The sequence below is a fragment of the Pandoraea eparura genome (assembly GCF_902459725.1).
GTDB lineage: Bacteria > Pseudomonadota > Gammaproteobacteria > Burkholderiales > Burkholderiaceae > Pandoraea > Pandoraea eparura.
Genome location: NZ_CABPSH010000001.1, coordinates 806,166 through 830,655, shown reverse-complemented (window position 1 = coordinate 830,655; position 24,490 = coordinate 806,166). Strand labels below are relative to the sequence as shown.

24 protein-coding genes are annotated in these 24,490 nt (G+C 64.9%); 10 read left to right on the top strand and 14 right to left on the bottom strand.

From position 1 onward, the window contains the following. The first annotated feature begins 1 nt into the window (after nucleotide 1). Nucleotides 2–610 carry a histone H1-like DNA-binding protein gene (locus PEP31012_RS03725; RefSeq protein WP_150587955.1) on the top strand — a complete coding sequence of 203 codons (609 nt, stop codon included), beginning with the start codon at nucleotides 2–4 and terminating at the stop codon, nucleotides 608–610. 114 nt (nucleotides 611–724) lie between these two features. On the opposite strand, the gene PEP31012_RS03720 is transcribed toward PEP31012_RS03725, so the two are convergent. From PEP31012_RS03720 to PEP31012_RS03675, 10 genes are all read right to left on the bottom strand, one after another. Beyond that, nucleotides 725–1,204, bottom strand: a complete 480-nt coding sequence (locus PEP31012_RS03720) for an outer membrane lipoprotein (protein WP_150587954.1) — start codon at nucleotides 1,202–1,204, stop codon at nucleotides 725–727. Between the two features lie 19 nt (nucleotides 1,205–1,223). Next, nucleotides 1,224–2,159: a carbohydrate kinase family protein gene (locus tag PEP31012_RS03715; RefSeq protein WP_150587953.1), complete on the bottom strand. Its 936-nt coding sequence runs from the start codon at nucleotides 2,157–2,159 to the stop codon at nucleotides 1,224–1,226. 184 nt (nucleotides 2,160–2,343) lie between these two features. Further along, nucleotides 2,344–2,844, bottom strand: a complete 501-nt coding sequence (gene tpx, locus PEP31012_RS03710; protein ID WP_150587952.1) for a thiol peroxidase — start codon at nucleotides 2,842–2,844, stop codon at nucleotides 2,344–2,346. Between the two features lie 32 nt (nucleotides 2,845–2,876). Further along, nucleotides 2,877–4,046 carry a DUF3426 domain-containing protein gene (locus PEP31012_RS03705; protein WP_150587951.1) on the bottom strand — a complete coding sequence of 390 codons (1,170 nt, stop codon included), beginning with the start codon at nucleotides 4,044–4,046 and terminating at the stop codon, nucleotides 2,877–2,879. A gap of 54 nt (nucleotides 4,047–4,100) precedes the next feature. Continuing rightward, entirely contained in the window at nucleotides 4,101–4,994 is an 894-nt protein-coding gene (prmA, locus tag PEP31012_RS03700; RefSeq protein ID WP_150587950.1) for a 50S ribosomal protein L11 methyltransferase, read from the bottom strand. Between the two features lie 39 nt (nucleotides 4,995–5,033). After that, nucleotides 5,034–6,395: an acetyl-CoA carboxylase biotin carboxylase subunit gene (accC, locus tag PEP31012_RS03695; protein WP_150587949.1), complete on the bottom strand. Its 1,362-nt coding sequence runs from the start codon at nucleotides 6,393–6,395 to the stop codon at nucleotides 5,034–5,036. 84 nt (nucleotides 6,396–6,479) lie between these two features. Continuing rightward, nucleotides 6,480–6,947 carry an acetyl-CoA carboxylase biotin carboxyl carrier protein gene (gene accB / locus PEP31012_RS03690; RefSeq protein WP_150587948.1) on the bottom strand — a complete coding sequence of 156 codons (468 nt, stop codon included), beginning with the start codon at nucleotides 6,945–6,947 and terminating at the stop codon, nucleotides 6,480–6,482. Nucleotides 6,948–7,016: 69 nt separating this feature from the next. Continuing rightward, entirely contained in the window at nucleotides 7,017–7,463 is a 447-nt protein-coding gene (aroQ, locus tag PEP31012_RS03685) for a type II 3-dehydroquinate dehydratase (protein WP_150587947.1), read from the bottom strand. Nucleotides 7,464–7,608: 145 nt separating this feature from the next. Further along, nucleotides 7,609–8,133, bottom strand: a complete 525-nt coding sequence (locus PEP31012_RS03680) for a TlpA family protein disulfide reductase (protein ID WP_150588078.1) — start codon at nucleotides 8,131–8,133, stop codon at nucleotides 7,609–7,611. Between the two features lie 130 nt (nucleotides 8,134–8,263). Then, entirely contained in the window at nucleotides 8,264–8,920 is a 657-nt protein-coding gene (locus tag PEP31012_RS03675) for a UDP-N-acetylmuramate--alanine ligase (protein ID WP_150587946.1), read from the bottom strand. Between the two features lie 120 nt (nucleotides 8,921–9,040). On the opposite strand from PEP31012_RS03675, the gene mpl reads away from it, so the two are divergent. From mpl to mtgA, 6 genes are all read left to right on the top strand, one after another. After that, nucleotides 9,041–10,423 carry a UDP-N-acetylmuramate:L-alanyl-gamma-D-glutamyl-meso-diaminopimelate ligase gene (mpl, locus tag PEP31012_RS03670; protein ID WP_150587945.1) on the top strand — a complete coding sequence of 461 codons (1,383 nt, stop codon included), beginning with the start codon at nucleotides 9,041–9,043 and terminating at the stop codon, nucleotides 10,421–10,423. A 55-nt stretch (nucleotides 10,424–10,478) separates the two neighbouring features. Next, the gene (locus PEP31012_RS03665) at nucleotides 10,479–11,090 is read left to right on the top strand and encodes a YqiA/YcfP family alpha/beta fold hydrolase (protein ID WP_150587944.1); all 612 of its coding nucleotides are present in this window, start codon (nucleotides 10,479–10,481) and stop codon (nucleotides 11,088–11,090) included. A 77-nt stretch (nucleotides 11,091–11,167) separates the two neighbouring features. Further along, a complete protein-coding gene (locus PEP31012_RS03660; RefSeq protein WP_246171121.1) occupies nucleotides 11,168–13,417 on the top strand; it encodes a ribonuclease catalytic domain-containing protein in 2,250 nt (749 codons plus the stop codon). Continuing rightward, nucleotides 13,411–14,370: an energy transducer TonB family protein gene (locus PEP31012_RS03655; RefSeq protein ID WP_246171120.1), complete on the top strand. Its 960-nt coding sequence runs from the start codon at nucleotides 13,411–13,413 to the stop codon at nucleotides 14,368–14,370. The genes PEP31012_RS03660 and PEP31012_RS03655 overlap by 7 nt, the downstream gene beginning before the upstream one ends. A 203-nt stretch (nucleotides 14,371–14,573) precedes the next feature. After that, entirely contained in the window at nucleotides 14,574–15,446 is an 873-nt protein-coding gene (gene aroE / locus PEP31012_RS03650; RefSeq protein ID WP_150587942.1) for a shikimate dehydrogenase, read from the top strand. A gap of 8 nt (nucleotides 15,447–15,454) precedes the next feature. Beyond that, nucleotides 15,455–16,195, top strand: coding sequence for a monofunctional biosynthetic peptidoglycan transglycosylase (gene mtgA, locus PEP31012_RS03645; RefSeq protein WP_150587941.1), 741 nt, complete (start codon nucleotides 15,455–15,457; stop codon nucleotides 16,193–16,195). Nucleotides 16,196–16,281: 86 nt separating this feature from the next. Here the strand turns inward: mtgA and PEP31012_RS03640 are convergent, their stop codons facing one another. Next, on the bottom strand, nucleotides 16,282–17,157 hold the full coding sequence (locus tag PEP31012_RS03640; RefSeq protein ID WP_150587940.1) for a mechanosensitive ion channel family protein: 876 nt from the start codon (nucleotides 17,155–17,157) through the stop codon (nucleotides 16,282–16,284). A gap of 261 nt (nucleotides 17,158–17,418) precedes the next feature. Here PEP31012_RS03640 and corA point away from each other — a divergent pair, with 261 nt between their 5' ends. Both corA and pyrF read left to right on the top strand, forming a co-directional pair. Then, on the top strand, nucleotides 17,419–18,381 hold the full coding sequence (corA, locus tag PEP31012_RS03635; protein WP_150587939.1) for a magnesium/cobalt transporter CorA: 963 nt from the start codon (nucleotides 17,419–17,421) through the stop codon (nucleotides 18,379–18,381). A gap of 318 nt (nucleotides 18,382–18,699) precedes the next feature. Beyond that, complete coding sequence (pyrF, locus tag PEP31012_RS03630) at nucleotides 18,700–19,512, top strand: orotidine-5'-phosphate decarboxylase (protein WP_150587938.1); 813 nt, start codon at nucleotides 18,700–18,702, stop codon at nucleotides 19,510–19,512. Nucleotides 19,513–19,588: 76 nt separating this feature from the next. Here pyrF and PEP31012_RS03625 read toward each other — a convergent pair whose 3' ends face one another. The 3 genes from PEP31012_RS03625 to thiL form a co-directional block, all read right to left on the bottom strand. Next, a complete protein-coding gene (locus PEP31012_RS03625; protein ID WP_150587937.1) occupies nucleotides 19,589–20,092 on the bottom strand; it encodes a CinA family protein in 504 nt (167 codons plus the stop codon). Nucleotides 20,093–20,226: 134 nt separating this feature from the next. Continuing rightward, complete coding sequence (locus PEP31012_RS03620; protein ID WP_150587936.1) at nucleotides 20,227–20,748, bottom strand: phosphatidylglycerophosphatase A family protein; 522 nt, start codon at nucleotides 20,746–20,748, stop codon at nucleotides 20,227–20,229. Next, nucleotides 20,745–21,746 (bottom strand): thiamine-phosphate kinase, encoded by a 1,002-nt coding sequence (gene thiL, locus PEP31012_RS03615; RefSeq protein WP_150587935.1) that lies wholly within the window; start codon nucleotides 21,744–21,746, stop codon nucleotides 20,745–20,747. The genes PEP31012_RS03620 and thiL overlap by 4 nt, the downstream gene beginning before the upstream one ends. 431 nt (nucleotides 21,747–22,177) lie before the next feature. Between thiL and PEP31012_RS03610 the strand changes: the two genes are divergently transcribed. Continuing rightward, on the top strand, nucleotides 22,178–24,481 hold the full coding sequence (locus PEP31012_RS03610) for an NADP-dependent malic enzyme (protein ID WP_150587934.1): 2,304 nt from the start codon (nucleotides 22,178–22,180) through the stop codon (nucleotides 24,479–24,481). Nucleotides 24,482–24,490 lie beyond the last annotated feature (9 nt).

Genomic DNA, 24,490 nt, shown 5'->3' with positions numbered 1-24,490 from the left:
GATGGCTACTACTGCTAAGAAAAAACCCGCAGCCAAGAAGGCTGTTGCCAAGAAGCCGGTAGCGAAGAAGGCTGCCGCCGCCAAGAAGCCTGTGGCCGCCAAGAAGCCGGTCGCGAAGAAGGCTGTGGCCGCCAAGAAGCCGGCAGCGAAGAAGGTCGCCGCCAAGAAGCCGGCAGCCAAGAAGGTTGCGGTGAAGAAGGTTGCCGCCAAGAAGCCGGTCGCCAAGAAGGCAGCGGTGAAGAAGGTTGCCGCCAAGAAGCCGGTCGCCAAGAAGGCGGCGGTGAAGAAGGTTGCCGCCAAGAAGCCGGTTGCCAAGAAGGCCGCAGTCAAGAAGGTCGCTGCCAAGAAGCCGGTCGCCAAGAAGGCCGCAGTGAAGAAGGTCGCTGCCAAGAAGCCGGCGGCCAAGAAGGCGGCAGTGAAGAAGGTTGCGGCGAAGAAGCCGGCGGCGAAGAAGCCTGCTGCGGCGGCGAAGAAGCCGGCCGTGAAGAAGGCTGCCGCCAAGCCTGCCGCCAAGCCTGCCGCAGCCCCGGCTGCAGCACCGGCAGCAGCACCGAAGACGGCGCTGAACCCGGCAGCGGCATGGCCGTTCCCGACCGGCAGCCGTCCGTAATTCGATTGCCGATGCAGGAACCAAGGCACGTGAGTGCCGTTTGATCGAGTAGGCCTACTCGATCCGAAACCCGCTGTGATGAGTCATCGTCGCAGCGGGTTTTTTCTTGCTCGCTCAGTGCGTCACACGCGTGACGCCGCCGCTCGAGAGCAGACGCACGCGCTGCCCCGGCTGGAATGCTTCGTCGGCATCCTGCGTGATCGCGCGCAGCTCGCCGTTGTCGAGTCGCACGGTGATCTCCAGGCCCGCTTTCTTGCTCATGCGGTTTTCGACGGCCTGGCCAGCCACGGCACCCAACAGACCGCCGATGATGCCCGTGGCGATCGACCCGCGACCGCCACCGATGGCACTGCCGCCGACGGCGCCCAGCGCACCGCCACCCACCACGCCGAGAATGCCCGGATCGCCGTTGCTGCTATCGATCGTGACCGGGCGCACCGATTCGACCGTCCCCATGCGCACGACTTGCTCGCGCTGCGCCTGGCGGCTGCTGTAGACGCTCGCGGAATTGCTCGGGCCGAACGCCGTGCAGGCGGACAGCGAGAGCGACGCGGCGGCGGTGAGAAGGATGAGCGATGTGGTCAGTCGTGCCATGGTTGTGTCGTTCCTCAAGTCATGCAAAGCGGTAGCCAAACGCGGCTTCGAAGTGTGCGTCGATCTCGGCGCGCGTCGGCGCGTAAGTCTGCGGGCCCTGCTCGGCAATCTTGAGCGAACCCATCAGACTGGCCAGGCGGCCGGTGGTCGGCCAGTCGAGGCCCTTGTCGATACCGTATAGCAATCCGCCACGGAAGGCATCGCCGCACCCGGTGGGGTCGACGACACGCGTGGCCGTCACGGCGGGAATGTCGTGCTGCTTGCCGCCGGCGAAGATCAGGGCCCCGTGTTCTCCGCGCGTGACGACAAGTGCCTCGACGCGCGACTGGAGGTCATCCATCGACCAGCCGGTCTTCGTGCAGAGGAGCTTGGCTTCGTAGTCGTTGACCGCAAGGTACGTGGCGAGTTCCACCATGCGACGCAGCGCCTCCGGCGAGAGCAGCGGCAGGCCCTGGCCCGGATCGAACACGAACGGCACCCCGGTGGCGGCGAAGCCTTCGGCGTGGGTGAGCATGGCGTCGGGGGCGTCCGGTGCGACGATGCCGAGTGTCGCGCCGCTGACATCGGCCACGCGGTTGCGCGCCGAGAACATCATCGCGCCCGGGTGGAAGGCGGTGATCTGGTTGTTGTCCAGATCGGTGGTGATCATCGCATTGGCCGTCATGCTGTCCGTGACCATGCGAACGAAGTCCGTGGTCATGCCGAGCGACTGGAAGCGCTCGACATAGGGCGCGCCGTCTTCACCGACGGTGGCCATGACCACCGGTGCGCCGCCCAGCAGATGCAGGCTGTAGCCGATGTTGCCGGCACAGCCGCCGAAGTTGCGGCGCATCGTCGGCACCAGGAAGCTGACGTTCAGGATATGTACCTGATCGGGCAGGATGTGCTCGCCGAAGCGGCCTTCGAACGTCATGATGTTGTCGTAGGCGAGCGAGCCGCAGATCACGGTAGTCACGGGGGATATCCTTGCGAAAGGGGAAGCGGGGGCCAATCAGGGAGGGCAGACGGTTGGCCAGTCGCGCTGCCGGGGCATGCTGGAAAACTGGCCGGTGCCATCACCGCACCGGCACGGGCACTGCGATCCGGCCGCGCACCGGGTTTGCCGGGCGGGCCAGAGATACGCCGATGGGCGAAGTGGCTTACGACAACGCGGCGAGTGCGGCGTCGTAGTTCGGCTCGTTCTTGATCTCGGGCACGAGCTCGGCGTGGACGACGCGGTTATCGGCATCGAGCACGACGACGGCACGCGCCGACACGCCGGCGAGCGGGCCGGTGGTGATCGCCACGCCGTATTGCTTGAGGAACTCTCGGCCACGCATGGTCGAGAGCGTGACGACGTTGTTCAGGCCTTCGGTGGCGCAGAAGCGGCTCATCGCGAACGGCAGGTCAGCCGAGATCACGAGCACGACCGTGTTGTCGAGCTTGCCTGCGGCTTCGTTGAACTTGCGAGTCGAGGTGGCGCAGGTCGGCGTGTCGAGACTCGGCACGATGTTGAGTACCTTGCGCTTGCCCGCGAAGTCGTCGAGCGAGACGTCCTGCAACTTGGCATTGACCAGCGAAAAGGCCGGTGCGGTCTGCCCCTTCTGCGGGAACTGGCCGTCGACTTCGATGGGGTTGCCCCCGAGTGTGACTTGGGACATCTGTATCTCCTAGGTTGAATGCAACAGCGCTATCACGGATAAAACGCGAGCACCCGGTAGTTACTGGCTAGCGCTGCCTGCGCCGTCAATCGTAACCGAATCGTGCGTTCGTTGTGTGGCGCCAGGCCCGCGACACGCAGCGTGGCGTCGGCGACGTAATCGCTCGCCGAAAACACGCGTCGCACGACCGGTTTGCCGTCGATGTCCGACAGCGTGAGTTCGAGCGACGGCCAGGCCACCGCGTAGTCGGCCTGGTTGCGGATGAAGACGGTGAGCGTCATCGGCACGGCCTCGCCCGAGGTGGCGTTGCTCGCGGGGGTTCCGGTGGTCACGTCGGTCGTGCCAGGCGCGTCCGTGACCAGCGTCACGCTCGAGATCTGGACCTTGTCCGGCTGGCGTGGCGGCGCGATCGTCACGTGTATTGGCCGACCGATCGCCGCGAACACGCCGCGCAACGCCGGCACGCGATCGACGAGTGCGGCACGTTCGATCCACGCCCATTGCGCAAGCAGACCGGCGATGGCCAGCGCGATCAGCAGGCGCCAGACCATGCGACTGGCGCCGGGGCGCGAGGGGTGTCCGCCGAGGCGGGACGACGTCGGAGCATCGGTCGCCATCGCCGACGTGGGAGACGCCATTGACGCGGTGGGTGCCGCGAGAGTCGTGGCATCGTCGTCGATATAGCGACCCGGACCGTGTCGCATCTGCGCACGGCTCTCGTCGGGCGTGCCCAGCAGCGCAGCGATCGCGGTGGGCGTGAGCATCTCGGGTACCGCGGGCCGTTCGGCGGACGTCGCGGGTTCGTTAGCTGGCGCCGGCGCCGCGTCAACAGGCGTTTCGTGAGGCACCGGCGACGTCGGCCATGCCGCGCTCATGTCGGACTGACTGATGCTACCGGTGGTGCTGTTGGGGGTGTCGGGCGCGTCGGCGGCGTCGGCCGTGTCGGCAGCGTCGCCGCGAACATTGGCATCGGCATTCGCCTCGACATCGGTGCTCGACGTGGACATCGCGTCGGGCGAGGCAGTGTCGCTCTCGTGCGCTTCGCCGGGCGGCTCGCACAGATAGGCCTGACCGTCGAACACCTCGCGGCAAGTGCCGCAGCGCACGAGGCCGTCGCGCAGCTTGAGCTGATCCGCCACCACGCGAAAGACGGTATGGCAGTGAGGGCAGCGGGTAGCGAGAACGCGCGAGGGGCGGGGCATGGGCGTCGAGGCGTCGAGAACGAGAACCCGGAGACTCGGCGCGTCGTGTGCGACTTAGCTGGCGGCCTGCCCGTGCAGGCAGACCCAGCCGTCGTGAGCACGCCAGACCGACATCTTCATATAGGGCGCGTAGGCGGCAATCACCTCGTCCGCCTGACGCTCCAGCACGCCGGACAGCGCGAGTCGTCCACCCGGCGCCACGCGCGAGGTCAGCATCGATGCGAGCAGTTTGAGCGGATTCGACAGGATGTTGGCGACCACGATATTGAATTGACCGTCGCGCAGATCGGCGGGCAGTCCGTATTCGACCGTCGCCTGATTGCGCTCGCTGTTATAGCGGGCGGACTCGACGGCCTGTGGATCGATGTCGATACCGATCACCGGATCGGCGCCGCACTTGCGCGCCAGAATGGCCAGAATGCCCGAGCCGCAGCCGTAGTCGAGCAACGATTGACCCGGCTGAACATGCTGTTCGAGCCACTCCATGCACAGCCGCGTGGTCGGGTGGCTGCCGGTGCCGAACGCGAGGCCCGGGTCGAGTTCAAGGATCAGGGCGTCGGTGTCCGGGGCGTCGTGCCACGACGGCACGACCCAGATACGCTGGCCGATCTGCATCGGTTCGAACTGCGATTGCGTGAGGCGCACCCAGTCCTGCTCTTCCACATCACGCAACGTGAACGCGGGCGACTCGGTGAGCCCAAGTTCGTTGACGGCCGCCGCGAGCAGCACGGCGGCGTCCTGGTCTTCCCCCACCAGCGCGACCACGCGCGAGTGTTGCCACGCGGTGTCCGGCGGGGTCAGGCCCGGCTCGCCGAACATCGGTTGCTCGTCGGGCGTGTCGGCGTCCGCGTCTTCCACGGAGACCGACAGCACGCCCAGATCGAGCAGGGCGTCCGACAGGGCCTCGGCTTGGGCGCGGGCAACTTCTACGACGAGTTCGCGATACATGGCGAGTGATTTCCTGCTGATGAACGGCGAATCCGCCGCTTAGTTGCTACCGACGGCCGACTTCTGCGCCAGCTTGTGTTCCAGATAATGGATGCTCGTACCGCCTTCGACAAACTTGGCGTCGAGCATCAGTTCCCGGTGCAGCGGAATATTCGTCTGGATACCTTCGATCACGATTTCCGACAGCGCGACACGCATGCGGCGAATGGCCTGCTCGCGCGTTGCGCCGTAGGCGATCAACTTGCCGATCATCGAGTCGTAGTTCGGCGGCACGAAGTAGCCGTTATAGGCGTGCGAGTCGACGCGAATGCCGGGGCCGCCCGGCATATGCCAGGCCGTGATGCGACCCGGCGACGGCGTGAACTTGAATGGATCTTCGGCGTTGATGCGGCACTCGATCGCGTGACCCTGGAACTGGATGTCGCGCTGACGGAACGCGAGCTTCTCACCGGCCGCGATGCGAATCTGTTCCTGCACGATATCGATACCGGTGATCATTTCCGTGACCGGGTGCTCGACCTGCACGCGCGTGTTCATTTCGATGAAGTAGAACTCACCGTTCTCGAACAGGAATTCGAACGTGCCGGCACCGACGTAACCCATCTTCTTGCACGCGTCGGCGCAGCGATCGCCGATGCGCTCGATCAGACGACGCGGAACCAGCGGCGCGGTGGCCTCTTCGATCACCTTCTGGTGGCGGCGCTGCATCGAGCAGTCGCGCTCGCCCAGCCAGACGGCGTTCTTGTGCTTGTCGGCGAGGATCTGGATTTCGATATGGCGCGGGTTCTCGAGGAACTTCTCCATATAGACTTCCGGGTTGCCGAAAGCGCGGCCGGCTTCTTCACGGGTCATGTTGACCGCGTTCACGAGCGCCGCTTCCGTATGCACCACGCGCATGCCGCGACCGCCGCCGCCGCCGGCGGCCTTGATGATCACCGGATAGCCGATCTGACGTGCGATACGCACGATTTCCTTGGGATCGTCGGGCAACGCGCCTTCCGAGCCCGGCACGCACGGCACGCCGGTCTTGATCATCGTCTGCTTGGCCGAGACCTTGTCGCCCATCAGGCGAATGGTGTCGGGGCGCGGGCCGATGAACGTGAAACCCGATTGCTCGACGCGTTCGGCGAAGTCGGCGTTCTCGGAGAGAAAGCCGTAACCCGGGTGGATGGCCTGGGCGTCGGTGACTTCCGCCGCGCTGATGAGCGCCGGCATGTTCAGATAGCTTTGCGGCGAGGGCGCCGGACCGATACAGACGGCTTCGTCGGCGAGCTTGACGTACTTCGCTTCCTTGTCGGCTTCGGAATAGACGACAACGGTCTTGATGCCCATCTCACGGCACGCGCGCTGGATGCGCAGAGCGATTTCGCCGCGGTTGGCGATGAGGATTTTTTCAAACATTATGTGCAGTCCTGCCCGTAAGGGGAGAGGAGCGGGGCCGGACGCCGCATGCCGCTGCGTGGGCGGGGCGTCCGACAACCGGCATTAGCCGATCACGAACAGCGGTTGACCGTATTCCACGGCCTGACCGTTCTCGACGAGGATTTCCTTGATCACGCCGGTCTTGTCCGACTCGATCTCGTTGAGCAGCTTCATCGCTTCGATGATGCACAGCGTCTGGCCTTCCTTGACCGAGTCGCCGACTTGCGCAAACGGATCGGCACCCGGCGACGGGGCGCGATAGAACGTACCGACCATCGGCGACGTCACGATATGACCTTGCGGCAGGACCGGGGCTGCCGGTGCCGCTGCCGGTGCGGCGACCGCTGCCGCGGGAGCTTGCGCGGCGACCTGCGGGTAGGCGGCCGGCATGGCCATCTGCATCGGCGCGGCGATGACCTGGGGCGGCGCCTTGACGATGCGGACCTTGCCTTCGCCTTCAGTGACTTCGAGTTCGGAAATACCCGATTCGGCCACGAGATCGATCAACGTCTTGAGTTTGCGCAAATCCATGAAGGAAGCTCCTTAATTCGGTATCGACGCGGGGGCAACCCCCGCGAGGGGAAATAGGGGATGAGAAGGCTACCCGCCGGCGAGTCGCCGCAGGGCAAATTCGAGTGCGAAGGTGTAGCCGCGCCAGCCCAGGCCGCAGATCACGCCTTGCGCGATATCGGAAAAGTACGAGTGATGCCGGAAGGCCTCGCGCGCATGGACGTTCGAGAGATGAACCTCGACGAACGGAATGCCCACGCCGGCCAGCGCGTCGCGTATCGCCACGCTGGTATGCGTGTAGGCCGCGGGGTTGATGACGATGAAGTCGATCGACGCGTCGCGTGCCGCCTGAATCCGGTCAACCAGTGCGCCTTCGTGATTGCTCTGGAACGTCTCCAGCTCGGCGCCCGCCGCCTTGGCCTGCGCCTCGAGGGCCGTGTCGATGTCTGTCAGCGTCGTGTGACCGTACACCGCCGGCTCGCGAGTACCGAGCAGGTTGAGATTGGGGCCGTGGAGCACGAGAATGCGGTGAGGCATTGGCGAATCAAATTTCACGAAATTGGGCGCAATTAAACGCCAGTTGGTGGATTTTGTCCAGTGGGGTGAAAATGAGGCACCGTTCGGAACCCCGTCACTCACGTCTGGCGGGACTTCCCGCGATCCCGGGCGTCGCGGCGCGGAATCAGCGCAGTGCTTTGAGCGCCGAGCGCACCTCGTCCGGCGTAACGCGGCCGAGCTTTTTGTAGTGCAGGCGGCCTTGTGGGTCAATCACTACGGTAAACGGTAGCGCACCGGCCTTGTCGCCCAGCACGCGGGCCAGGTCGGTGCCCGCGTAGCCTGCCACGAGCAGCGGGTAATTGACTTTCACCTTTTGCTCGAAGGCGATCATGTTCTGAGCCGAATCGATGCCGATTCCAACGAATTGAACGTTTTTCCCCCCGAATTCGGTCGCCAGCGCCTGAAGATCGGGCATTTCTTCGACGCAGGGGCCGCACCAAGGCGCCCAGAAGTTGACGACGAGCGTCTTGCCTCGCCATTGCGAGACGGCCTGCTCGTTACCACTCAGGTCTGGCAGCCGCGTCGCGAGCAGTTGGGCGACCGCGGCGTCCGGCACGCTTGTCGGCTGCTCGTTCCGCTGACCGAACCAGAAACCGGCTGCCAGTCCCGCGAGGGCCAGAATCAGGAGAATAACGATGCGTTTTGCCATGAAATGGGGGGCGAATGTGCCGGAAGTCCACAATAGACGAAAAACGGGCGCCAATTGCGGAGAAATTAAGCGGAGACTAGACAGCGTGAGGGGGAAATCGCGGCAATCGCAATATACCCCCGAGCGTCGATCAGTGGCTGGATGCTTGCTCCGTGACCTCGGTACTGGCGATCAGTGTGCGCAGACCGTCCGCGTCGGCGCGAACCGGCCGGCCATTCCCGTCGGTGGCCTTGAGTGCGCCACGCATGTCGTCCATGGAGTAAAGTGACACGTGCACCCCTGCCGGTTCACCGAGCTGCCCCCGCTCGCGCCATAGGAAACTCAGCGTCTCGACCATGCCGCGACCGTTGAAATGGCGACTTTCCGAGACTTCGTAGTCGATGCCCCGGTTGAGCAGATCGATGGCGAATTCCTTTGGGTTGTCGCAAAATGCCTGCAAGTAGATATCGGATAGCGACGTTGCCGTTCCGTTATAGACGGCGCCCGTGATGTAAGGCCGGTAGCGCGCCAGCGAAGTCATGACTGCCAGTGCGACCTGACGCAGATGCGCCAGCTCGGCCGGCTGCGTATCCGACAGGAACGTCTGGACGTACTCGCGGACTTCTGCTTCGATCTGATCGTTATCTGGCAGCAATTCACCTGCAATTCGCGTCTCGCCGGTCACCTGCTTCGCCGCCTTGCGTTTCGCGCTCGCATAGTCGGCGCCCTCCTCGGCGATGAGGCGGGCGGCCACCAGGGCGATTTCCTCGCGCAGGCGTTGGGCGTCGGTCCAGGATTTGCGTGTCATGCCTGCGATCATACCCGAAAGGCATTGCGCTCCACGCCACGGGTACAATGGCGATTCCGGCTGTTCGGCCTTCCCCATTCCTTGTACGGGCGCGGCCCGTCCTCACCTCGCTCCCCATCCATGCATATTCATATTCTTGGCATCTGCGGCACGTTCATGGGCGGTCTTGCGGTGCTCGCGCGGCAGGCCGGGCATACCGTGACCGGTTGCGACGCCAACGTCTATCCGCCGATGAGCACCCAATTGGAGGCGCAGGGCATTCGGCTGATCGAAGGGTTCGATGCGGATCAGGTTGCGCTCAAGCCAGACCTGTTTGTCATCGGTAACGTGGTGTCGCGCGGCAATCCGCTGATGGAAGAGATCCTCAACCGGAATCTGCCGTACACGTCGGGCCCGCAATGGCTCGGTGAGCACGTGCTGTCGAAGAAGTGGGTGCTGGCCGTGGCGGGAACGCACGGGAAAACGACGACGACGTCGATGCTTGCCTGGATTCTCGAAGACGCGGGGTACCACCCGGGCTTTCTCGTCGGAGGCGTGCCGATGAACTTTGGCATCTCGGCGCGATTGACCGACAGCGATTTCTTCGTGATCGAGGCCGACGAATACGATACGGCGTTCTTCGACAAGCGCTCCAAGTTCGTTCATTACCATCCGCGCACCGCCATCCTGAACAATCTCGAGTTCGATCACGCGGACATCTTCCCCGATCTGACGGCGATCGAGACGCAATTCCATCATCTGGTGCGCACCGTGCCGGGCCAGGGCCGCCTGATCGTCAACGGTCGCGAGGCCGCGCTCGAGCGCGTGCTGGCGCGCGGCTGCTGGAGCGAGGTGGAGCGCTTCGGCGTGACCGACGGCTGGCATGTCGCCCAGGCCAACGATGCGCTTGCGCCGTGGCAGGAAGCCTTCTGGGTCCATCACGGCGCGACGGCAGCCGGGGAAGTGAAGTGGTCGCTGCAGGGCGAGCACAATCGGATGAACGCGCTGGCGGCGGTAGCTGCCGCACGACACGTAGGTGTGCCGCCGGAGCAGGGCGCGGCATCGCTGGGCAAGTTCCAGAATGTGAAGCGTCGTATGGAGATGCGCGGCGAAGCGGCTGGCGTCACTGTGTACGACGATTTCGCTCACCATCCGACCGCCATTCAGACGACGCTGGCCGGATTGCGTCGCCGCGCCGGCAGCGCCCGTATCCTGGCGGTGCTTGAGCCGCGCTCGAATACGATGAAGCTCGGCGTGATGAAGGCCCAACTGCCGGCCAGCCTGGCGGATGCCGATCTGGTGTTCGGCTACGGCGCGCCGTCCGGGAAGGACGCCCTTGGCTGGAATCTCGCCGAGGCGCTCGCGCCGCTCGGCGCCCGCGCGCAGGCGTTCAGCGACATCGACGGGCTGGTGCGAGCAGTGAGCGCGGCGGCACAGCCGGGTGACCAGGTCGTGGTGATGAGTAACGGCGGCTTCGGTGGCATTCACCAGAAATTGCTCGATGCGCTCGCGGCGCGCGCCTGATGTGCGCGTCTTTGTGTCCGAGTACTGACCTGCTTTTATCGGGGCTCATATTCCTATGATTCTCTATTTGCATGGCTTCCGTTCGTCGCCGCGCTCCTTCAAGGCGCAATTGATGGCTGCCCGCATGCACCGGCTTGGCCTGGGGCGTGAGTGGGCTTGCCCGCAGTTGCCGCCGTCGCCGCTGGCTGCGGTGGTCGACGCGCAGCGTCTGCTCACCGGTGTGAAGGCCGAAACGTTGACCATCGTGGGCAGTTCGCTGGGCGGTTACTACGCCACCTACCTGGCCGAGAAGCTCGGCTGCCGCGCAGTGTTGCTCAATCCGGCAACGCGCCCTTACGACGATCTGGGCAAATGGCTGGGCGAACAGCCGATGTGGCACGGCGGCGGCACCATCGTCGTCGAGCCGCGGCATCTGGACGAGCTGCGCATGATCGACGTGGCGCAGATCACGCGTCCCGAGCGCTACTACCTCGTCGCTGCGACCGGCGATCAGACGCTAGACTACCGTGACATGGTGGCGAAGTTTGCGGGGGCGAAGCTGACCCTGATCGACGGCAGCGACCATGGCATTTCCGATTTCGCCAACTATATGGACGACGTGCTGCGCTTCGCCGGCATCGACGTCCCCCCTTCGCCCGGTGCCGCCGGCCCGTTCGCGGGCGAATAACGCGTTTGCCCGTTCCGCCCTAAACCGCCGCACGTTGGCGGGCTACAATGTCGCCTATTGCGATCGATGGCTGTTTCATGAACATTTTTTTTGAGGAATCCGGCGGCTTCAAGGCTGGCACGGTGTTGTCGCAGCAAGGTGAGTCGTACCAGGTGGAGCTGCCCGGCGGACGCCGCAGCAAGATCAAGGGGCGCGACGTGCTGCTGCGGTTCGAGTCGCCTTCGCCCGCCGAGATGATCACGCAGGCACAGGCCGCCGCGCAGGACCTCGACATGAGTTTCCTGTGGGAATGCGCGCCGGCCGAGGAATTTGCGTTTCCGGTGCTGGCCGCCGAATACTTCGGCGAAGGGGCGAGCGTGGCGCAACAGGCCGGGCTGGCGCTGGCCCTGCAGGCCTCGCCGGTGTATTTCCGCCGCAAGGGTCGCGGCCAATACCAACGCGCGCCGCAGGAGCAGTTGCAGGCCGCGCTCGCGGGACTCGCCCGCAAGCAACAGCAGGCGGAATTGCAGGCCGGCTATGCCGATCAACTGATCGCCGGCACGCTGCCGGACGCGCTCAAGGGCAAGGAGCTGCTGCTGCTGTTCCGCCCCGACAAAAACGCCATCGAGTGGAAGGCGCTCGACGCCGCCGCCATCGCGCTGGGCAAGACACACGCCGAGGTGATGCTCGCCTGCGGCGGCATTTCGTCGCCGCGCGCCTATCACGAGGCGGCGTTCCTCTACGAACACTTTCCGCGCGGCACCGGCTTCCCCGAACTGGGACCGACGCCGCTGCCCGGCGACGACTTGCCGCTGGCCGACGTGCAGGCGTTTTCCATCGACGATTCGACGACGACCGAGATCGATGACGCGCTCTCGGTGCAGGTGCTGCCCGACGGACTGTTGCGCGTGGGCATCCACATCGCGGCGCCGGCGCTTGGCATCACGCGCGGCGACGCCATCGACGAGATCGCGCGCGTGCGCCTGTCGACGGTCTACGCGCCGGGCGAGAAGATCACGATGCTGCCCGATGCCGTGGTTGAGGCATACACGCTTGCCGAAGGGGGCGCGCGTCCGGCGTTGTCGCTGTACGTCGTTGTGAAGGCCGACACCTACGAGATCATCGCCACGGAAACGCACGCGGAACGGGTGCCGATCTCCGCGAACCTGCGCCACAACGAACTCGACGCGATCATTACGGCCGAGACACTCGCCGACGGCAGCGGCGACTATCCGCACAAGGAAGAACTGCGGTTGCTGTGGCCGTTCGCGCAGTCGCTCTACGACAAGCGCCAGGCCGCGCGCGTGGGCTACGGCCTTCGTCCGGAAGTGCAGAACAAGACTGACTTCAATTTCTACGTCGAGGGCGAGCAGGTCACGATCAAGCAGCGCATGCGTGGCGCGCCGTTGGATCTGATCGTCGCCGAGATGGCGATTCTCGCGAACAGCCGGTGGGGACGCTTGCTGGCCGAATGCGGTGTGCCCGGCATCTACCGTGCCCAGCGTGCCTACGGGGTGAATCGCACGCGCATGCAGACGTCGCCCGCACCCCACGAAGGCCTGGGCGTCGAGCAGTACGCGTGGAGCACGTCGCCGCTGCGTCGCTACGTCGATCTGGTGAACCAGTGGCAGTTGATCGCATGCGTGCGTCACGGCGTGACGGCCAAGCTGGCGGCGCCCTTCAAGCCGAAGGATGCCGATCTTTATGTGACCGTCTCGAGCTTCGAAGCTGCTTATGCGGCCTATGCCGAGCATCAGAGCCGGATGGAGCGCTACTGGTGCCTGCGCTGGCTGATCCAGGAGAACAAGTCGCAGGTGCAGGCGAGTGTGCTCAAGGGGGACACGGTACGCCTGAACGACATTCCGCTGACGCTGATCGTCCTGGGGCTCGGCCCGCACGCGCGCGGTACGCAGATCATGCTCGACGTGCTCTCGCTCGACCTCGTGACGCTCAGCATCTCGGTGCGTGTTGCGCAAGTGCTTGGCGCCAGCCAGACCACCCTCGGCGACGACGATGACGAAGGGGCGGGCGGTGCAGGTGACGGCGGCGACGGTAGCGACGGGGCTGACAGTGCCGACAGTGCCGACAGTGCCGACAGCGCTGATGGGCCCGATCGCGCGCATGGCGAGAGGGGGGGCGACGATGCCGATGGGGAACCCGGGAGCGAAGGCGACGTCGGCGACGTCGCTGACGACTGCGACGAAACCCAAGGTGATGTCGATGCCTCGGCGGCGTCGTCCGACGCCGCCACTTCGCAAACCGTTGCGATCGCCTCCGGTACCTTGCCGCTTGCTGCCGCGCTGATGGCGGCCGGCGAGCGCGACGCGTCTGCCAGTTCGGCGTGCTGAAGCCGGCATTTGCCTCCGGCAACCTGAGCGCGGCGCGACGCCGCGGGTGGTCATTCATGCGCGAGCATCCGCTCGCCACGGGGCTGGCCATTTCCGCGGTGGTTCATCTGCTTGCGCTGGCGGTGCATTTCGTCGCGCCCGATCGTTTCCGGCTGCACAGTGCCGACACGCCGCTCGACGTCGTCCTCGTGAACGCGAAGTCGGCCAACGCCCCCGAGAAGGCTACGGCGCTGGCGCAAGCCAACCTCGTGGGCGGCGGCGAGCATGACGGCGAGCGTGCGACGTCACCGCTGCCATCGCGCGCGCTCGATCGTGACGGCGCGCCCGTCGCGCAGATCCAGCGCAATGTGAGTGAGCTGGAGGCGGTGCAGGAAAAGCTGCTCACGCAACTGCGCAACCAGTACGCCGCCACGCCGGCCTCGCCGCGCCATCGCGCCGACGCGCCGCAGCACGGGCAAGGGCTTGACGATCAGAACGTCGACCAGAAAATCGCCCGTCTGCAGGCGGAAATCGACAAGCAGTTGCGTGCCTATCAGACCCGCCCGAAACGTGGACAGGTCACGGCCAATACCCGTGAAGTGGCGTACGCGCGCTATTTCGACACACTGCGCCATCGCGTCGAACGCTACGGCACGGCGCACTTTCCCCAGATCGGCAACGAGCGACTTTACGGCGAGCTGATCGTCACGCTCAACGTCAATCAGCGGGGGGGGCTCGGTTATCACAAGGATGGTTGGAACGTCGCGGGCGTAGAAGTCACGCGCAGCTCCGGCAATCGCGATCTGGATCGCCGCGCGGTGGCGATCGTGCAGGCGAACGCGCCGTTTGGCGACTTCTCCGCCGAGATGAAGCAGCGCTACGACATTCTCGAAATCGTGACGCGCATGACCTTCTCGCGTCAGGGCGTGCAGGCCGAGACGCTCGCGGCACCGCCGGGCGCGGCGGCGCAGTAAGACACCCTGTGGGGACCGTCAGCAAACGCCTGAGCGCATGGGGCGCCGTGTACTATTCGGTGAAATGAAATGGGCACGGTCCGGCGGCGTCGAGATGTGAGGGTTCCGGCGACTGATGTCCGCCGAGTCTCGGCCAAACACAGTATTTGATGCACGCATTTGCGGCGCCTGCGCGAAAGCCCGGCGCCGCGTCTTTGACAACGATGACAAACCAAACGCTACCCGGGGAACTGCCGGCCGATCGCTACGCCGTGATCGGTCATCCCGTCGAACACAGCCAGTCGCCGTTCATTCACGCCGAGTTCGCGCGCGAAACTGGCCAGCATCTCACTTATGAGCGCCTGCTCGCGCCCCTCGATGCGTTCGCCGCCACCGTGCGCGCGTTCATCGAGCACGGCGCTCGGGGAGCCAACGTGACCGTGCCGTTCAAGCTCGAGGCGCATGCACTGGCGGATCACCTGACCGAACGCGCGCAGGCGGCGGGCGCCGTCAACACGCTGGTATTCGACGCGCGGGGCATCACGGGCGACAACACCGATGGCGTGGGACTTGTGCGCGACATCGAAGGCGCGCTTGGCGTGTCGCTCAAAGGCCGCCGCGTGTTGCTGCTCGGCGCGGGCGGCGCGTCGCGCGGTGCGATGCTGCCGCTGATCGAGGCGGGACCGGCAGTGCTGTTTATCGCCAATCGCACGGCGGCGCGTGCCGACGAACTCGTCGCACGTTTCGCGCAGGCGGCCGAGCGTCATGGTGTCGCGCTCGCCGGTGGCGGCTGGGACGCGGTGCCTGCAGCATTTGATGTCATTATCAACGCCACGGCCGGCAGCCTTCAGGGCGATGTGCCGCCGCTGCCTGCCGATGTCTACGCCGCTGGATCGCTGGCTTACGACATGATGTACGGCGCACAGCCGACGGTGTTCATGACGCACGCCTTGGCGGCCGGGGCGACGCGTGCCGCGGACGGTCTCGGTATGCTCGTCGAGCAGGCGGCCGAAGCGTTCGCGGTATGGCGCGGCGTGCGTCCGTCGACCGATGCCGTGCGCGCGGCCCTGCGCGCCCGGCTCGCCGCGAAAGGCTGATTTTTCCGATGGCCGCGCCGCGACGCGCCTCGCGCACGACCCGCCATCGCCACTGGGGGCCGTGGCAGTGGACAGCCTACGTCGTCACGTTGTTGTTTGTCGGCGTGCTGGCCACGCAACTCTATTACTTTGTGCAGATTGGCTGGTGGGTGCACTTCGATCCTTCGTCGACGGCGTTCATGCGCGCGGCCGAAGCGCGCTTGCGCGAGACGGATCCAAGGGCGACACTCAAGCACGAATGGGTGCCGTACGATCAGATCTCGCGCCATCTGAAACGCGCGATCATCGCGAGCGAAGATGCAAATTTCGTCAATCACGATGGGTTTGAGATCGACGCGATGCTCGGTGCGTGGGAGAAGAATCAGAAGAAGGGACGCATCGTCGCGGGCGGCTCGACCCTCTCCCAGCAACTGGCGAAGAATCTCTTCCTGTCGAGTGAGAGAAGCTACCTGCGCAAGGCCGAGGAATTGAGCATCACATGGATGCTCGAGTTCTGGATGAACAAGCAGCGGATCTTCGAGATCTATCTCAACTCGGTGGAGTGGGGCGAGGGCGTGTTCGGCGCACAGGCCGCCGCGCGCCACTACTACGGCATTCCTGCCTCGAAGCTCTCCGCGTGGCAGGCGGCGCGGCTGGCGGTGATGCTGCCGCGTCCGCGCTACTTCGATACCCATCGCAATTCGCCCTATCTCGCGCAACGCGCCGGTGTGATCGCGCGTCGCATGGGGGCGGCGGAGTTGCCGCCGTAACCCCTCGTCCGCGCGCGAACATTCGTGCGGGCGGCGTGCGGCTTGCGGTGTTGGGTGTGCGATCTGCGTCCGGCGCGAGTCGCGGCCTAGTGCCGCGAGGGCGCCGCGTCCGGCATCGGCTGTGCGCTCACGTGCATGACGGTGCGCGTCGGGAACGGGAGCGAGCAACCCACGGCCTCGACCGTCTCCTTGACGCCGCGCTGGAGATCCCAATAGAGGCCCCAGTAGTTACCCAGCAGCGACCACACTCGCACATTCACGATCACGGCGCTGTCGCCGACCTGCTTGACCATGACTTCCGGTGCTGGTTTGTCGAGCACTCGCGCGTCCTCTGCCACGCGGGCGCGCAGTGCGGTGATGGCGGCATCGAGATCGTCGTCGAGCGCGATGCCCACGGTGACCTCCATGCGACGCGTGGCGTTGCGGCTGAAGTTCGTGATCGGCTGGCCCCAGATCTGGTTGTTCGGCACGCAGACATAGATGCCGTCGGCATTGGTGAGCGTAGTGGTGAACAGGCTGATTTCGTCGACCGTGCCGGCCACCGATGCCCCGGCCGTGATGTAGTCGCCGTTACGGAACGGTCGCAGCACCAGTAGCATTGTGCCCGCCGCGATGTTCTGCAATGTGCCCTGCAGGGCCAGGCCGATGGCCAGGCCTGCGGCACCGAGCACCGCGATGATGCTGGCCGTCTGCACACCGAACTGGGCAAGCACGGCGACGAGCGTGACGATGCGCACCGACCACAGTACGACCGACTGGATCAGCGGCTTGAGCGTCGCGTCGAAGTGCGGCGAACGGCTCAACGCTCGCTGCACGAAGCGCGCCAAGCGCGTCGCGATCCAGAAGCCGATCAGCAGAATCAGCACGGCTTGCACGAACGACAGGCCGTAGCGAACGGCGTTGGCCGCCAAAAAACCCATCACGGCGTCGACAGACGCGAGCGGGGGAGTGACCTCAGTCATGTTGGGAATCTCCATGTCGATAGGCACCCGAGAGCGCCGATAACAAGATTGACGCCAAGTGTCCGGATTGGTTCGGCCAGCCGGCGCTCGCAGGCGATCGGTGGGGCGGGATACGTTGACGGAAGGGCGCGCCCGGCGAGCGATTGCGCTGCCGAACGACATGGCCTCGCACGCTTGATGCGACGCGCCGGCGCTTGCCCGTGACGTATCGGCGGCGTGCCTGCTACACTTGGCGTCGCCGCTTAGCAGGGAGACCCTCGTTTGATCAATGCCTTCGTTATCCATCAAGGCCGCCTGCAACAGGTGACGTGTGACCACCCCAGCGACCTGGCCAGCGTCTCGCCGGTCTGGGTCGATTTGCACAGCGAGTCGGAAGCGGAGCGGCGCTGGGTCGAGGAGGCCTACCACGTCAAGCTGCCGTCACGCGATGAAGTGACCGATATCGAGGCGTCGGCCCGCTACTATGAAGACGATGGCGGCGTGCTGCACATTCGCACCGACTTCCTGCTCGACGACGAAGAGCAATCGCGCAATGTGCCGGTCGCGTTCGTGGTGCTCAAGGACTTGTTGATTTCCATTCACGATGAAGACTTGCCGGTGTTCCGACTGGTGCGCATGCGTGCGCGCATTCGTCCGGGGTCGGTCCGCGACGCGATGGACGTGCTGCTCGATCTCTACTCCACCGATGCTGAGTACTCGGCCGATGCGCTCGAAGGAGTGTATGCCGCGCTCGAAGCGGTGAGCAAGCGGGTGCTTGGCAAGAATCTCACCGATGCGGACGCCGCCAAGGCGCTCGAGAGCATCGCCGCCGAGGAGGATTTGAACGGCCGCATTCGTCGCAACGTGATGGATACGCGCCGCGCGGTTTCATTTCTCATGCGCGCCCGCATGCTCAAGGACGAGCAGTACCAGGAGGGCAAGCAGATCCTGCGTGACATCGAGTCGCTCGACAACCATACGGCGTATCTGTTCGACAAGATCAACTTTCTGATGGACGCGACGATCGGTTTCATCAACATCAATCAGAACAAGATCATCAAGATCTTCTCGGTGGCGGCGGTGGCGTTTCTGCCGCCAACGTTGATCGCCAGTATTTACGGCATGAACTTCCAGTTGATGCCGGAGTTGCGCTGGGAAGTGGGCTATCCATTTGCCATCGGTCTGATGGTGCTCTCGGCGATCGCACCCTTCCTGTACTTCCGTCATCGCGGCTGGCTCGATTGAGCGTCGTGCGCCGCGCGCGTTGGCCATGCGTGGCAGCGGTGGAGCACTGATGTGGCGGCAGTGAGACGACGGTAATGCGGCCGTGAGTCAGCGCTAAGTCAGTGATCAGTCAGCGGTAAGTGAGTGGTAGGTCGGCGGTGAGTGAGCGGTGAGTGAGCGGTGAGACGGCGGTGAGCCAGCGATGTGGCGGCCTCCATCGGTGCGAGCGCCGGAGGTGGGGGGGCGAAGCAGGTAAAATAGCGTCTTTGCTGGAAGGAATCAGCGTCGAATCACCCTCCGTCGGAAATATCGCCGCCGGAACCCTGCCGGAACTCCGTCATGACATTCACAGAAGCACTCAGCGCTGCCTGGACGCGCAACAATTCTTTGCTTTGCGTGGGCCTGGATCCTGAGCCGTCGCGCATCCCTGCGCATCTGCAAGCGCAGCCGGACGCGATTTTCGAGTTCTGCCGCCAGATCGTGGATGCCACCGCCCCCTACGCGTGTGCCTTCAAGCCGCAGATTGCCTACTTCGCCGCGCATCGCGCCGAAGATCAGCTCGAGCGACTGATCGCGCACATCCACGCCGATCATCCGGGTCTGCCGGTGATTCTGGACGCCAAGCGTGGCGACATCGGCAGCACTGCCGAACAGTATGCGCGCGAAGCGTTCGAGCGCTATCGTGCCGATGCCGTGACGGTCAATCCGTATATGGGCTTCGATTCGCTGGAGCCGTATCTGGCGCACGCCGAGAAAGGGGTCATCGTGTTGTGCCGTACGTCGAATCCGGGCGGCAGCGATCTGCAATTCCTCGATGTCGATGGCAAGCCCCTGTATCAGACGGTGGCGCGCCTGGCCGCGGGGCCGTGGAATACGAGTGGTCAGATCGGCCTGGTGGTCGGCGCGACGTTCCCGGCGGAGATCGCCGCGGTGCGCGGCATCGTCGGCGACATGCCGCTGCTGATTCCCGGCGTGGGTGCCCAGGGCGGTGACGTCGAAGCGACGGTCAAGGCCGGCCGCACCGCGAACGGCACGGGCATGATGATCAACTCGTCGCGCGCCATCATCTACGCGGGTCGCGACGAGCACTTCGCGGCGGCGGCGGCCACCGCTGCGCAGAAGACGCGCGACAGCATCAACGCTTATCGCTGACCGGCTCGCGCGCCGATGCGCGGCGCGTCGTCATGCGACGCGGGACGTCATCATGACCGGTGATTGCGGGTGAGGGTTACGCCTCTGCCTTGTCCAGGAAATCGATGACGCCGCGCAGCGCGTGTTGCGCGGCCTGATTGCGCACCTGCGTGCGGTCCCCCTTGAAGCGCTTTGTCTCGACGAGGGTCGTGACACGGTTGCTCCACGCGAAGCACACCATACCCACCGGCTTGTCCGGCGTACCGCCGCCGGGGCCCGCCACGCCAGTGATCGACAGCGAGACGTGAGCACGACTGTTCAGCAGTGCTCCCTCGGCCATGGCGCGAGCCACCGGTTCGCTCACGGCGCCGTGCTTGTCGATCAGCTCGGGCGGAACCCCGATCATCTCGGACTTGGCTTGATTCGAGTAGGTCACGAAGCCGCGCTCGAACCATTGGCTACTGCCGGAGATGTCGGTAATCGCCGCCGCGACAAGGCCGCCGGTGCACGACTCGGCAGTGGTCAGCATCAACCGTTCGTCACGCAGACGATTGCCGACTTTGACCGACAGTTGGGCCAGAAGATTTTGTTCGGAGACCACGGGACGACGCCTTCAATAAGTCGATGCAACGAATACGTAACGGGTACCAACATTGGGTACCTGCGGGGGCGCCGCCAGCGAGGCGCCCATCATGGCCCGGTTTGTGCCAGCGTGCGGCGGCAAGCCGGGTCCGATCAGATCGAGCGCCACAGCGCGATCACGAGCAGCGTGCAAAAGGCCGCGACGAGATCGTCCAGCATGATGCCGAGGCCCCCCTTGACCGTGCGGTCGAAATAACGGATCGGCGGCGGCTTGACGGCATCGAAGAAACGAAACAGCACGAATGCCACCAGTTGGCTGACGAAGCTCGCCGGGGTAATGAGCAGCAACACAATCCAGAACGCGACGATCTCGTCCCAGACGACAGGACTTGGATCCGACGTGCCAAGCTTGCGCGCCGTATAGGCACAGATCCAGATACCACCAACGACGGACGCGGCGATCAGCACGCCCCAGCCCGTGACCGTCAGATACAGGTTGAGCACCAGATACGACGCCCAGCCGAAAAGCGTGCCCACCGTGCCCGGCGCGAACGCCGACAGGCCCGTGCCGAAGCCGAGCGAAAACAGGTGGGCGGGGTGCGACAGCAGGAACCGCGAGTTCGGCCGGCGCGGGCCGCTGCCCGGGTTGACGGCGGCCGTTTGATCAGTGCTCATTGGAAATGGTCGAAACTTTTGAAATCGGCAGCGACGGACGCGCCAGTCTTGTCGTGGAGGTCTAGCCTCGGGTGGCGCGTGTCGGGAAGCGCTATTGTACCGATACGCGTGAGGCGTATGCCGAGTTCGTTGCCGATCGCCTCGATTCGCGGCCGTTGCACGCTGTCGGCGCAGAAGCACAATTGGTAGTCGTCGCCGCCTGCCAGTACGCACATTCGCTGAATCGCGGGTGTTTGCGCCGCCAGCAGGGCGGAGCGCGGCACGACGTCGACGTTTACCCGCGCGCTCATGCTGGAGCGCTCCAGGATATGGCCGAGGTCGCCCAGCAGCCCATCGGACACGTCGAGGGCGGCGCGAGCCACGCCACGCAGCGCCAGCCCGAGCGCCACCTGCGGCTCGGGCCAGTCCAGGGCGCGGCGTGCGAGCGCGAGGTCGGTGCTCGACAACGTCCATTCGCCTCGTATTGCGCCGAGCGCCAGCCGGGCATCGCCGAGCGTGCCGGAAACCCAGATGTCGTCGCCGGGTTGCGCCGCATCGCGGCGCAAGGCCTGAGCGCCGGGCACGCTGCCGAAGACCGTCACGCAGAGGTTGCGCGGGCCACGCGTGGTGTCGCCTCCGATCAGTGGGCATGCATAGCGGTCGGCCAGCGCCGCGAGGCCCTCGGCGAACGGCGCGAGCCAGGCCGCGTCACTGTCGGGTAGGGCGATCGCCAATGTGAAGCCCAGTGGCCGCGCGCCCATGGCCGCCAGATCCGATAGGTTGACGGCGAGGGTCTTGTGGCCGAGTGCGCGCGGATCAACATCGGCAAAGAAGTGGCGGCCCTCCACGAGCATGTCGGTCGAAATCGCGAGCTGTTCGCCGGCGGGCGGACGCAGCAGGGCGCAGTCGTCCCCGATGCCGAGCGTGACATGCTCGCCCTGCCGCGTCGCGCGGGCGAAAAAGCGGTCGATCAGCGAGAACTCGGACAGCGGCGAAGTTGAGGAGGATGTCGGGGTCATGAGCAACGGCGCGATTGCCGGCCTTGGTCGGGCGCTTCGCGTTGCGGGACCACTCCGGTGCAACGCGGGGCGCCAAGGGACATCAGGCGGTGGGCAAAGAATAAAGGGCTGCGGTGATGCACAGGCAAGCCCCTATTCTAAGAGGCGTCCCCCGCTTTCCCAAGCAGACAAAGCGGGGACGCCGCGATTTCAGCCGGATTCTCAGGCCCGTCTCGGACAAGCCCTTGGTTGAAACACATCCGCGGTCCGAAAACGCGCGTGATGGTGCGATGCAGCGTTGAATTTTCCCGCATTATTGGCCACTATCGGCGGGGAAGCCGTACAGCGCAGGTGCAGCCCCTATCCGCTTTTTGCATAAATGGCGTGAATAAATAGGGCTACAATTTGCACTGAAAATCCGACCCCATTCTGTTCGTCAAGAGCCTCCCCTCATGCCCACGCCGATCGATCCGAAACTGCGCGAAGCTGCGCTCGAATATCACGAATTCCCCACCCCCGGCAAAATCGCTATCGCGCCGACCAAGCAACTGCTCAACCAGCGCGATCTGGCACTGGCGTATTCGCCGGGCGTTGCGGCCGCGTGTGAGGAAATCGTCGTCGACCCGCTCAATGCGTCGCGCTACACGGCGCGCGGCAATCTGGTCGGTGTGATCACGAACGGCACGGCCGTGCTCGGTCTGGGCGATATCGGCCCGCTGGCATCGAAGCCGGTGATGGAAGGCAAGGGCGTGTTGTTCAAGAAATTCGCCAATATCGACGTGTTCGATATCGAAATCGCCGAGAAAGACCCCGAAAAGCTCGTCGATATCATCGCAGCGCTGGAGCCGACCTTCGGCGCCATCAACCTCGAAGACATCAAGGCGCCCGAGTGCTTCATCGTGGAGCGCAAGTTGCGCGAGCGCATGAAGATTCCGGTCTTCCACGACGATCAGCACGGCACGGCCATCGTGGTGGCCGCGGCGCTGATCAACGGCCTGAAGGTCGTCGGCAAGGATCTCAAGTCCGTGAAGGTGGTGACGTCCGGCGCCGGCGCCGCCGCGCTCGCATGCCTGGATCTGCTCGTCGACATGGGGCTACCTGTCGAGAACATCTGGGTGACCGACCTGGCGGGGGTGGTGTACGAGGGCCGCACCGAACTGATGGATCCGGAGAAAATCCGGTTCTCGCAGAAGACCGACGCGCGCGGGCTGGCCGAGGTGATCGGCGGTGCCGACGTGTTTCTCGGGCTGTCGGCCGCCGGCGTGCTGAAGCCGGAAATGGTCAAGACGATGGCCGACAAACCCCTGATCTTCGCGCTGGCCAACCCGAATCCGGAAATCACGCCCGAACTCGCGAAGGAAGTGCGTCCCGATTGCGTCATGGCAACGGGCCGCACCGACTACCCGAATCAGGTCAACAACGTCCTTTGCTTCCCGTTCATCTTCCGCGGTGCCATCGATGTGGGCGCCACGACGATCACGCGGTCGATGGAAATCGCGGCGGTCAATGCGCTGGCGGAATTGGCGCGTCAGGAGCAGAGCGATATCGTGGCGTCGGCCTACGGGATCAAGAACCTGTCGTTCGGCCCCGAATACCTGATTCCGAAGCCGTTCGATCCGCGACTGCTGGTCAAGGTTGCCACCGCCGTGGCCGAAGCGGCGATGGCCGCCGGTGTCGCCACGCGTCCGCTCGCCGATGTGGACGCCTATGCGCAGTCGCTCCAGCAGTTCGTGTACCACAGCGGCGGACTGATGAAGCCGCTGTTCTCGGTAGCGCGCAGCGTGCCGGCCAACAGCAAGCGCATTGCCTTTGCCGAGGGCGAAGAGGAACGCGTGCTGCGCGCCGTGCAGGTGCTCGTGGACGAACGTGTCGCCACGCCCATCCTGGTCGGGCGTCCGGCCGTGATCGAACATCGCATTCAGCAATATGGCCTGCGCCTGACGCCGGGTGTCGACTTCACCGTCGTCAACCCGGAGCACGATGAGCGCTATCGCGATTACTGGGAGACGTATCACCAGTTGACCAATCGCAAGGGCGTGACGGCGTCTTACGCGCGTGTCGAGATGCGTCGGCGCACGACCTTGATCGCCGCCATGCTGGTGCGCAAGGGCGAGGCCGACGGCATGATCTGCGGTACGGTGTCGACCCCGGGCCGCCACCTGCACTTCATCGATCGCGTGATCGGCAAGCGAGCCGGCGGGCACGTGTACGCGGCGATGAACGCGCTGATCTTGCCGAACCGGCAGATTTTCCTGGTCGATACGCACATCAATCAGGATCCGAGCGCCGAGGACCTGGCCGAAATCACACTGATGGCGGCCGACGAGATTCGCCGCTTCGGCATTCAGCCGAAGGTGGCCTTGTTGTCGCACTCGAACTTCGGCACCAGTGATGCTGCCTGCGCGCGCAAGATGCGCGAAACGTTGGCCATCCTGCAAGATCGCGCGCCCGATCTGGAGGTCGATGGCGAAATGCACGGCGATTGCGCACTCGATCCGGAGCTGCGCGCGCGCATCATGCCCGAGTCGACGCTGACCGGCGCGGCAAACCTGCTCGTCATGCCGAATATCGATGCCGCGAACATCGCCTACAACCTGCTCAAGACGGCGGCGGGCAATAACGTGGCGATCGGGCCGATCCTGCTGGGGGCTGCCAAGCCGGTGCACATTCTGACCGAGTCGGCCACGGTGCGGCGCATCATCAATATGGTCGCGTTGGTCGTGGCCGATGCGGCGGCGCAACAACCAGCGCGCTGATCCCTCCGG

Coding starts and splice junctions, on each gene's coding strand:
- mpl (WP_150587945.1), top strand. CDS start 9,041: ATGCATATTCATATTCTTGGCATCTGCGGCACGTTCATGGGCGGTCTT.
- prmA (WP_150587950.1), bottom strand. CDS start 4,994: ATGTATCGCGAACTCGTCGTAGAAGTTGCCCGCGCCCAAGCCGAGGCC.
- PEP31012_RS03675 (WP_150587946.1), bottom strand. CDS start 8,920: ATGACACGCAAATCCTGGACCGACGCCCAACGCCTGCGCGAGGAAATC.
- thiL (WP_150587935.1), bottom strand. CDS start 21,746: ATGACCCCGACATCCTCCTCAACTTCGCCGCTGTCCGAGTTCTCGCTG.
- aroQ (WP_150587947.1), bottom strand. CDS start 7,463: ATGCCTCACCGCATTCTCGTGCTCCACGGCCCCAATCTCAACCTGCTC.
- pyrF (WP_150587938.1), top strand. CDS start 18,700: ATGACATTCACAGAAGCACTCAGCGCTGCCTGGACGCGCAACAATTCT.
- tpx (WP_150587952.1), bottom strand. CDS start 2,844: ATGTCCCAAGTCACACTCGGGGGCAACCCCATCGAAGTCGACGGCCAG.
- PEP31012_RS03660 (WP_246171121.1), top strand. CDS start 11,168: ATGAACATTTTTTTTGAGGAATCCGGCGGCTTCAAGGCTGGCACGGTG.
- PEP31012_RS03610 (WP_150587934.1), top strand. CDS start 22,178: ATGCCCACGCCGATCGATCCGAAACTGCGCGAAGCTGCGCTCGAATAT.
- mtgA (WP_150587941.1), top strand. CDS start 15,455: ATGGCCGCGCCGCGACGCGCCTCGCGCACGACCCGCCATCGCCACTGG.
- PEP31012_RS03640 (WP_150587940.1), bottom strand. CDS start 17,157: ATGACTGAGGTCACTCCCCCGCTCGCGTCTGTCGACGCCGTGATGGGT.
- PEP31012_RS03680 (WP_150588078.1), bottom strand. CDS start 8,133: ATGGCAAAACGCATCGTTATTCTCCTGATTCTGGCCCTCGCGGGACTG.
- PEP31012_RS03620 (WP_150587936.1), bottom strand. CDS start 20,748: ATGAGCACTGATCAAACGGCCGCCGTCAACCCGGGCAGCGGCCCGCGC.
- accC (WP_150587949.1), bottom strand. CDS start 6,395: ATGTTTGAAAAAATCCTCATCGCCAACCGCGGCGAAATCGCTCTGCGC.
- PEP31012_RS03705 (WP_150587951.1), bottom strand. CDS start 4,046: ATGCCCCGCCCCTCGCGCGTTCTCGCTACCCGCTGCCCTCACTGCCAT.
- PEP31012_RS03665 (WP_150587944.1), top strand. CDS start 10,479: ATGATTCTCTATTTGCATGGCTTCCGTTCGTCGCCGCGCTCCTTCAAG.
- PEP31012_RS03720 (WP_150587954.1), bottom strand. CDS start 1,204: ATGGCACGACTGACCACATCGCTCATCCTTCTCACCGCCGCCGCGTCG.
- PEP31012_RS03725 (WP_150587955.1), top strand. CDS start 2: ATGGCTACTACTGCTAAGAAAAAACCCGCAGCCAAGAAGGCTGTTGCC.
- accB (WP_150587948.1), bottom strand. CDS start 6,947: ATGGATTTGCGCAAACTCAAGACGTTGATCGATCTCGTGGCCGAATCG.
- aroE (WP_150587942.1), top strand. CDS start 14,574: ATGACAAACCAAACGCTACCCGGGGAACTGCCGGCCGATCGCTACGCC.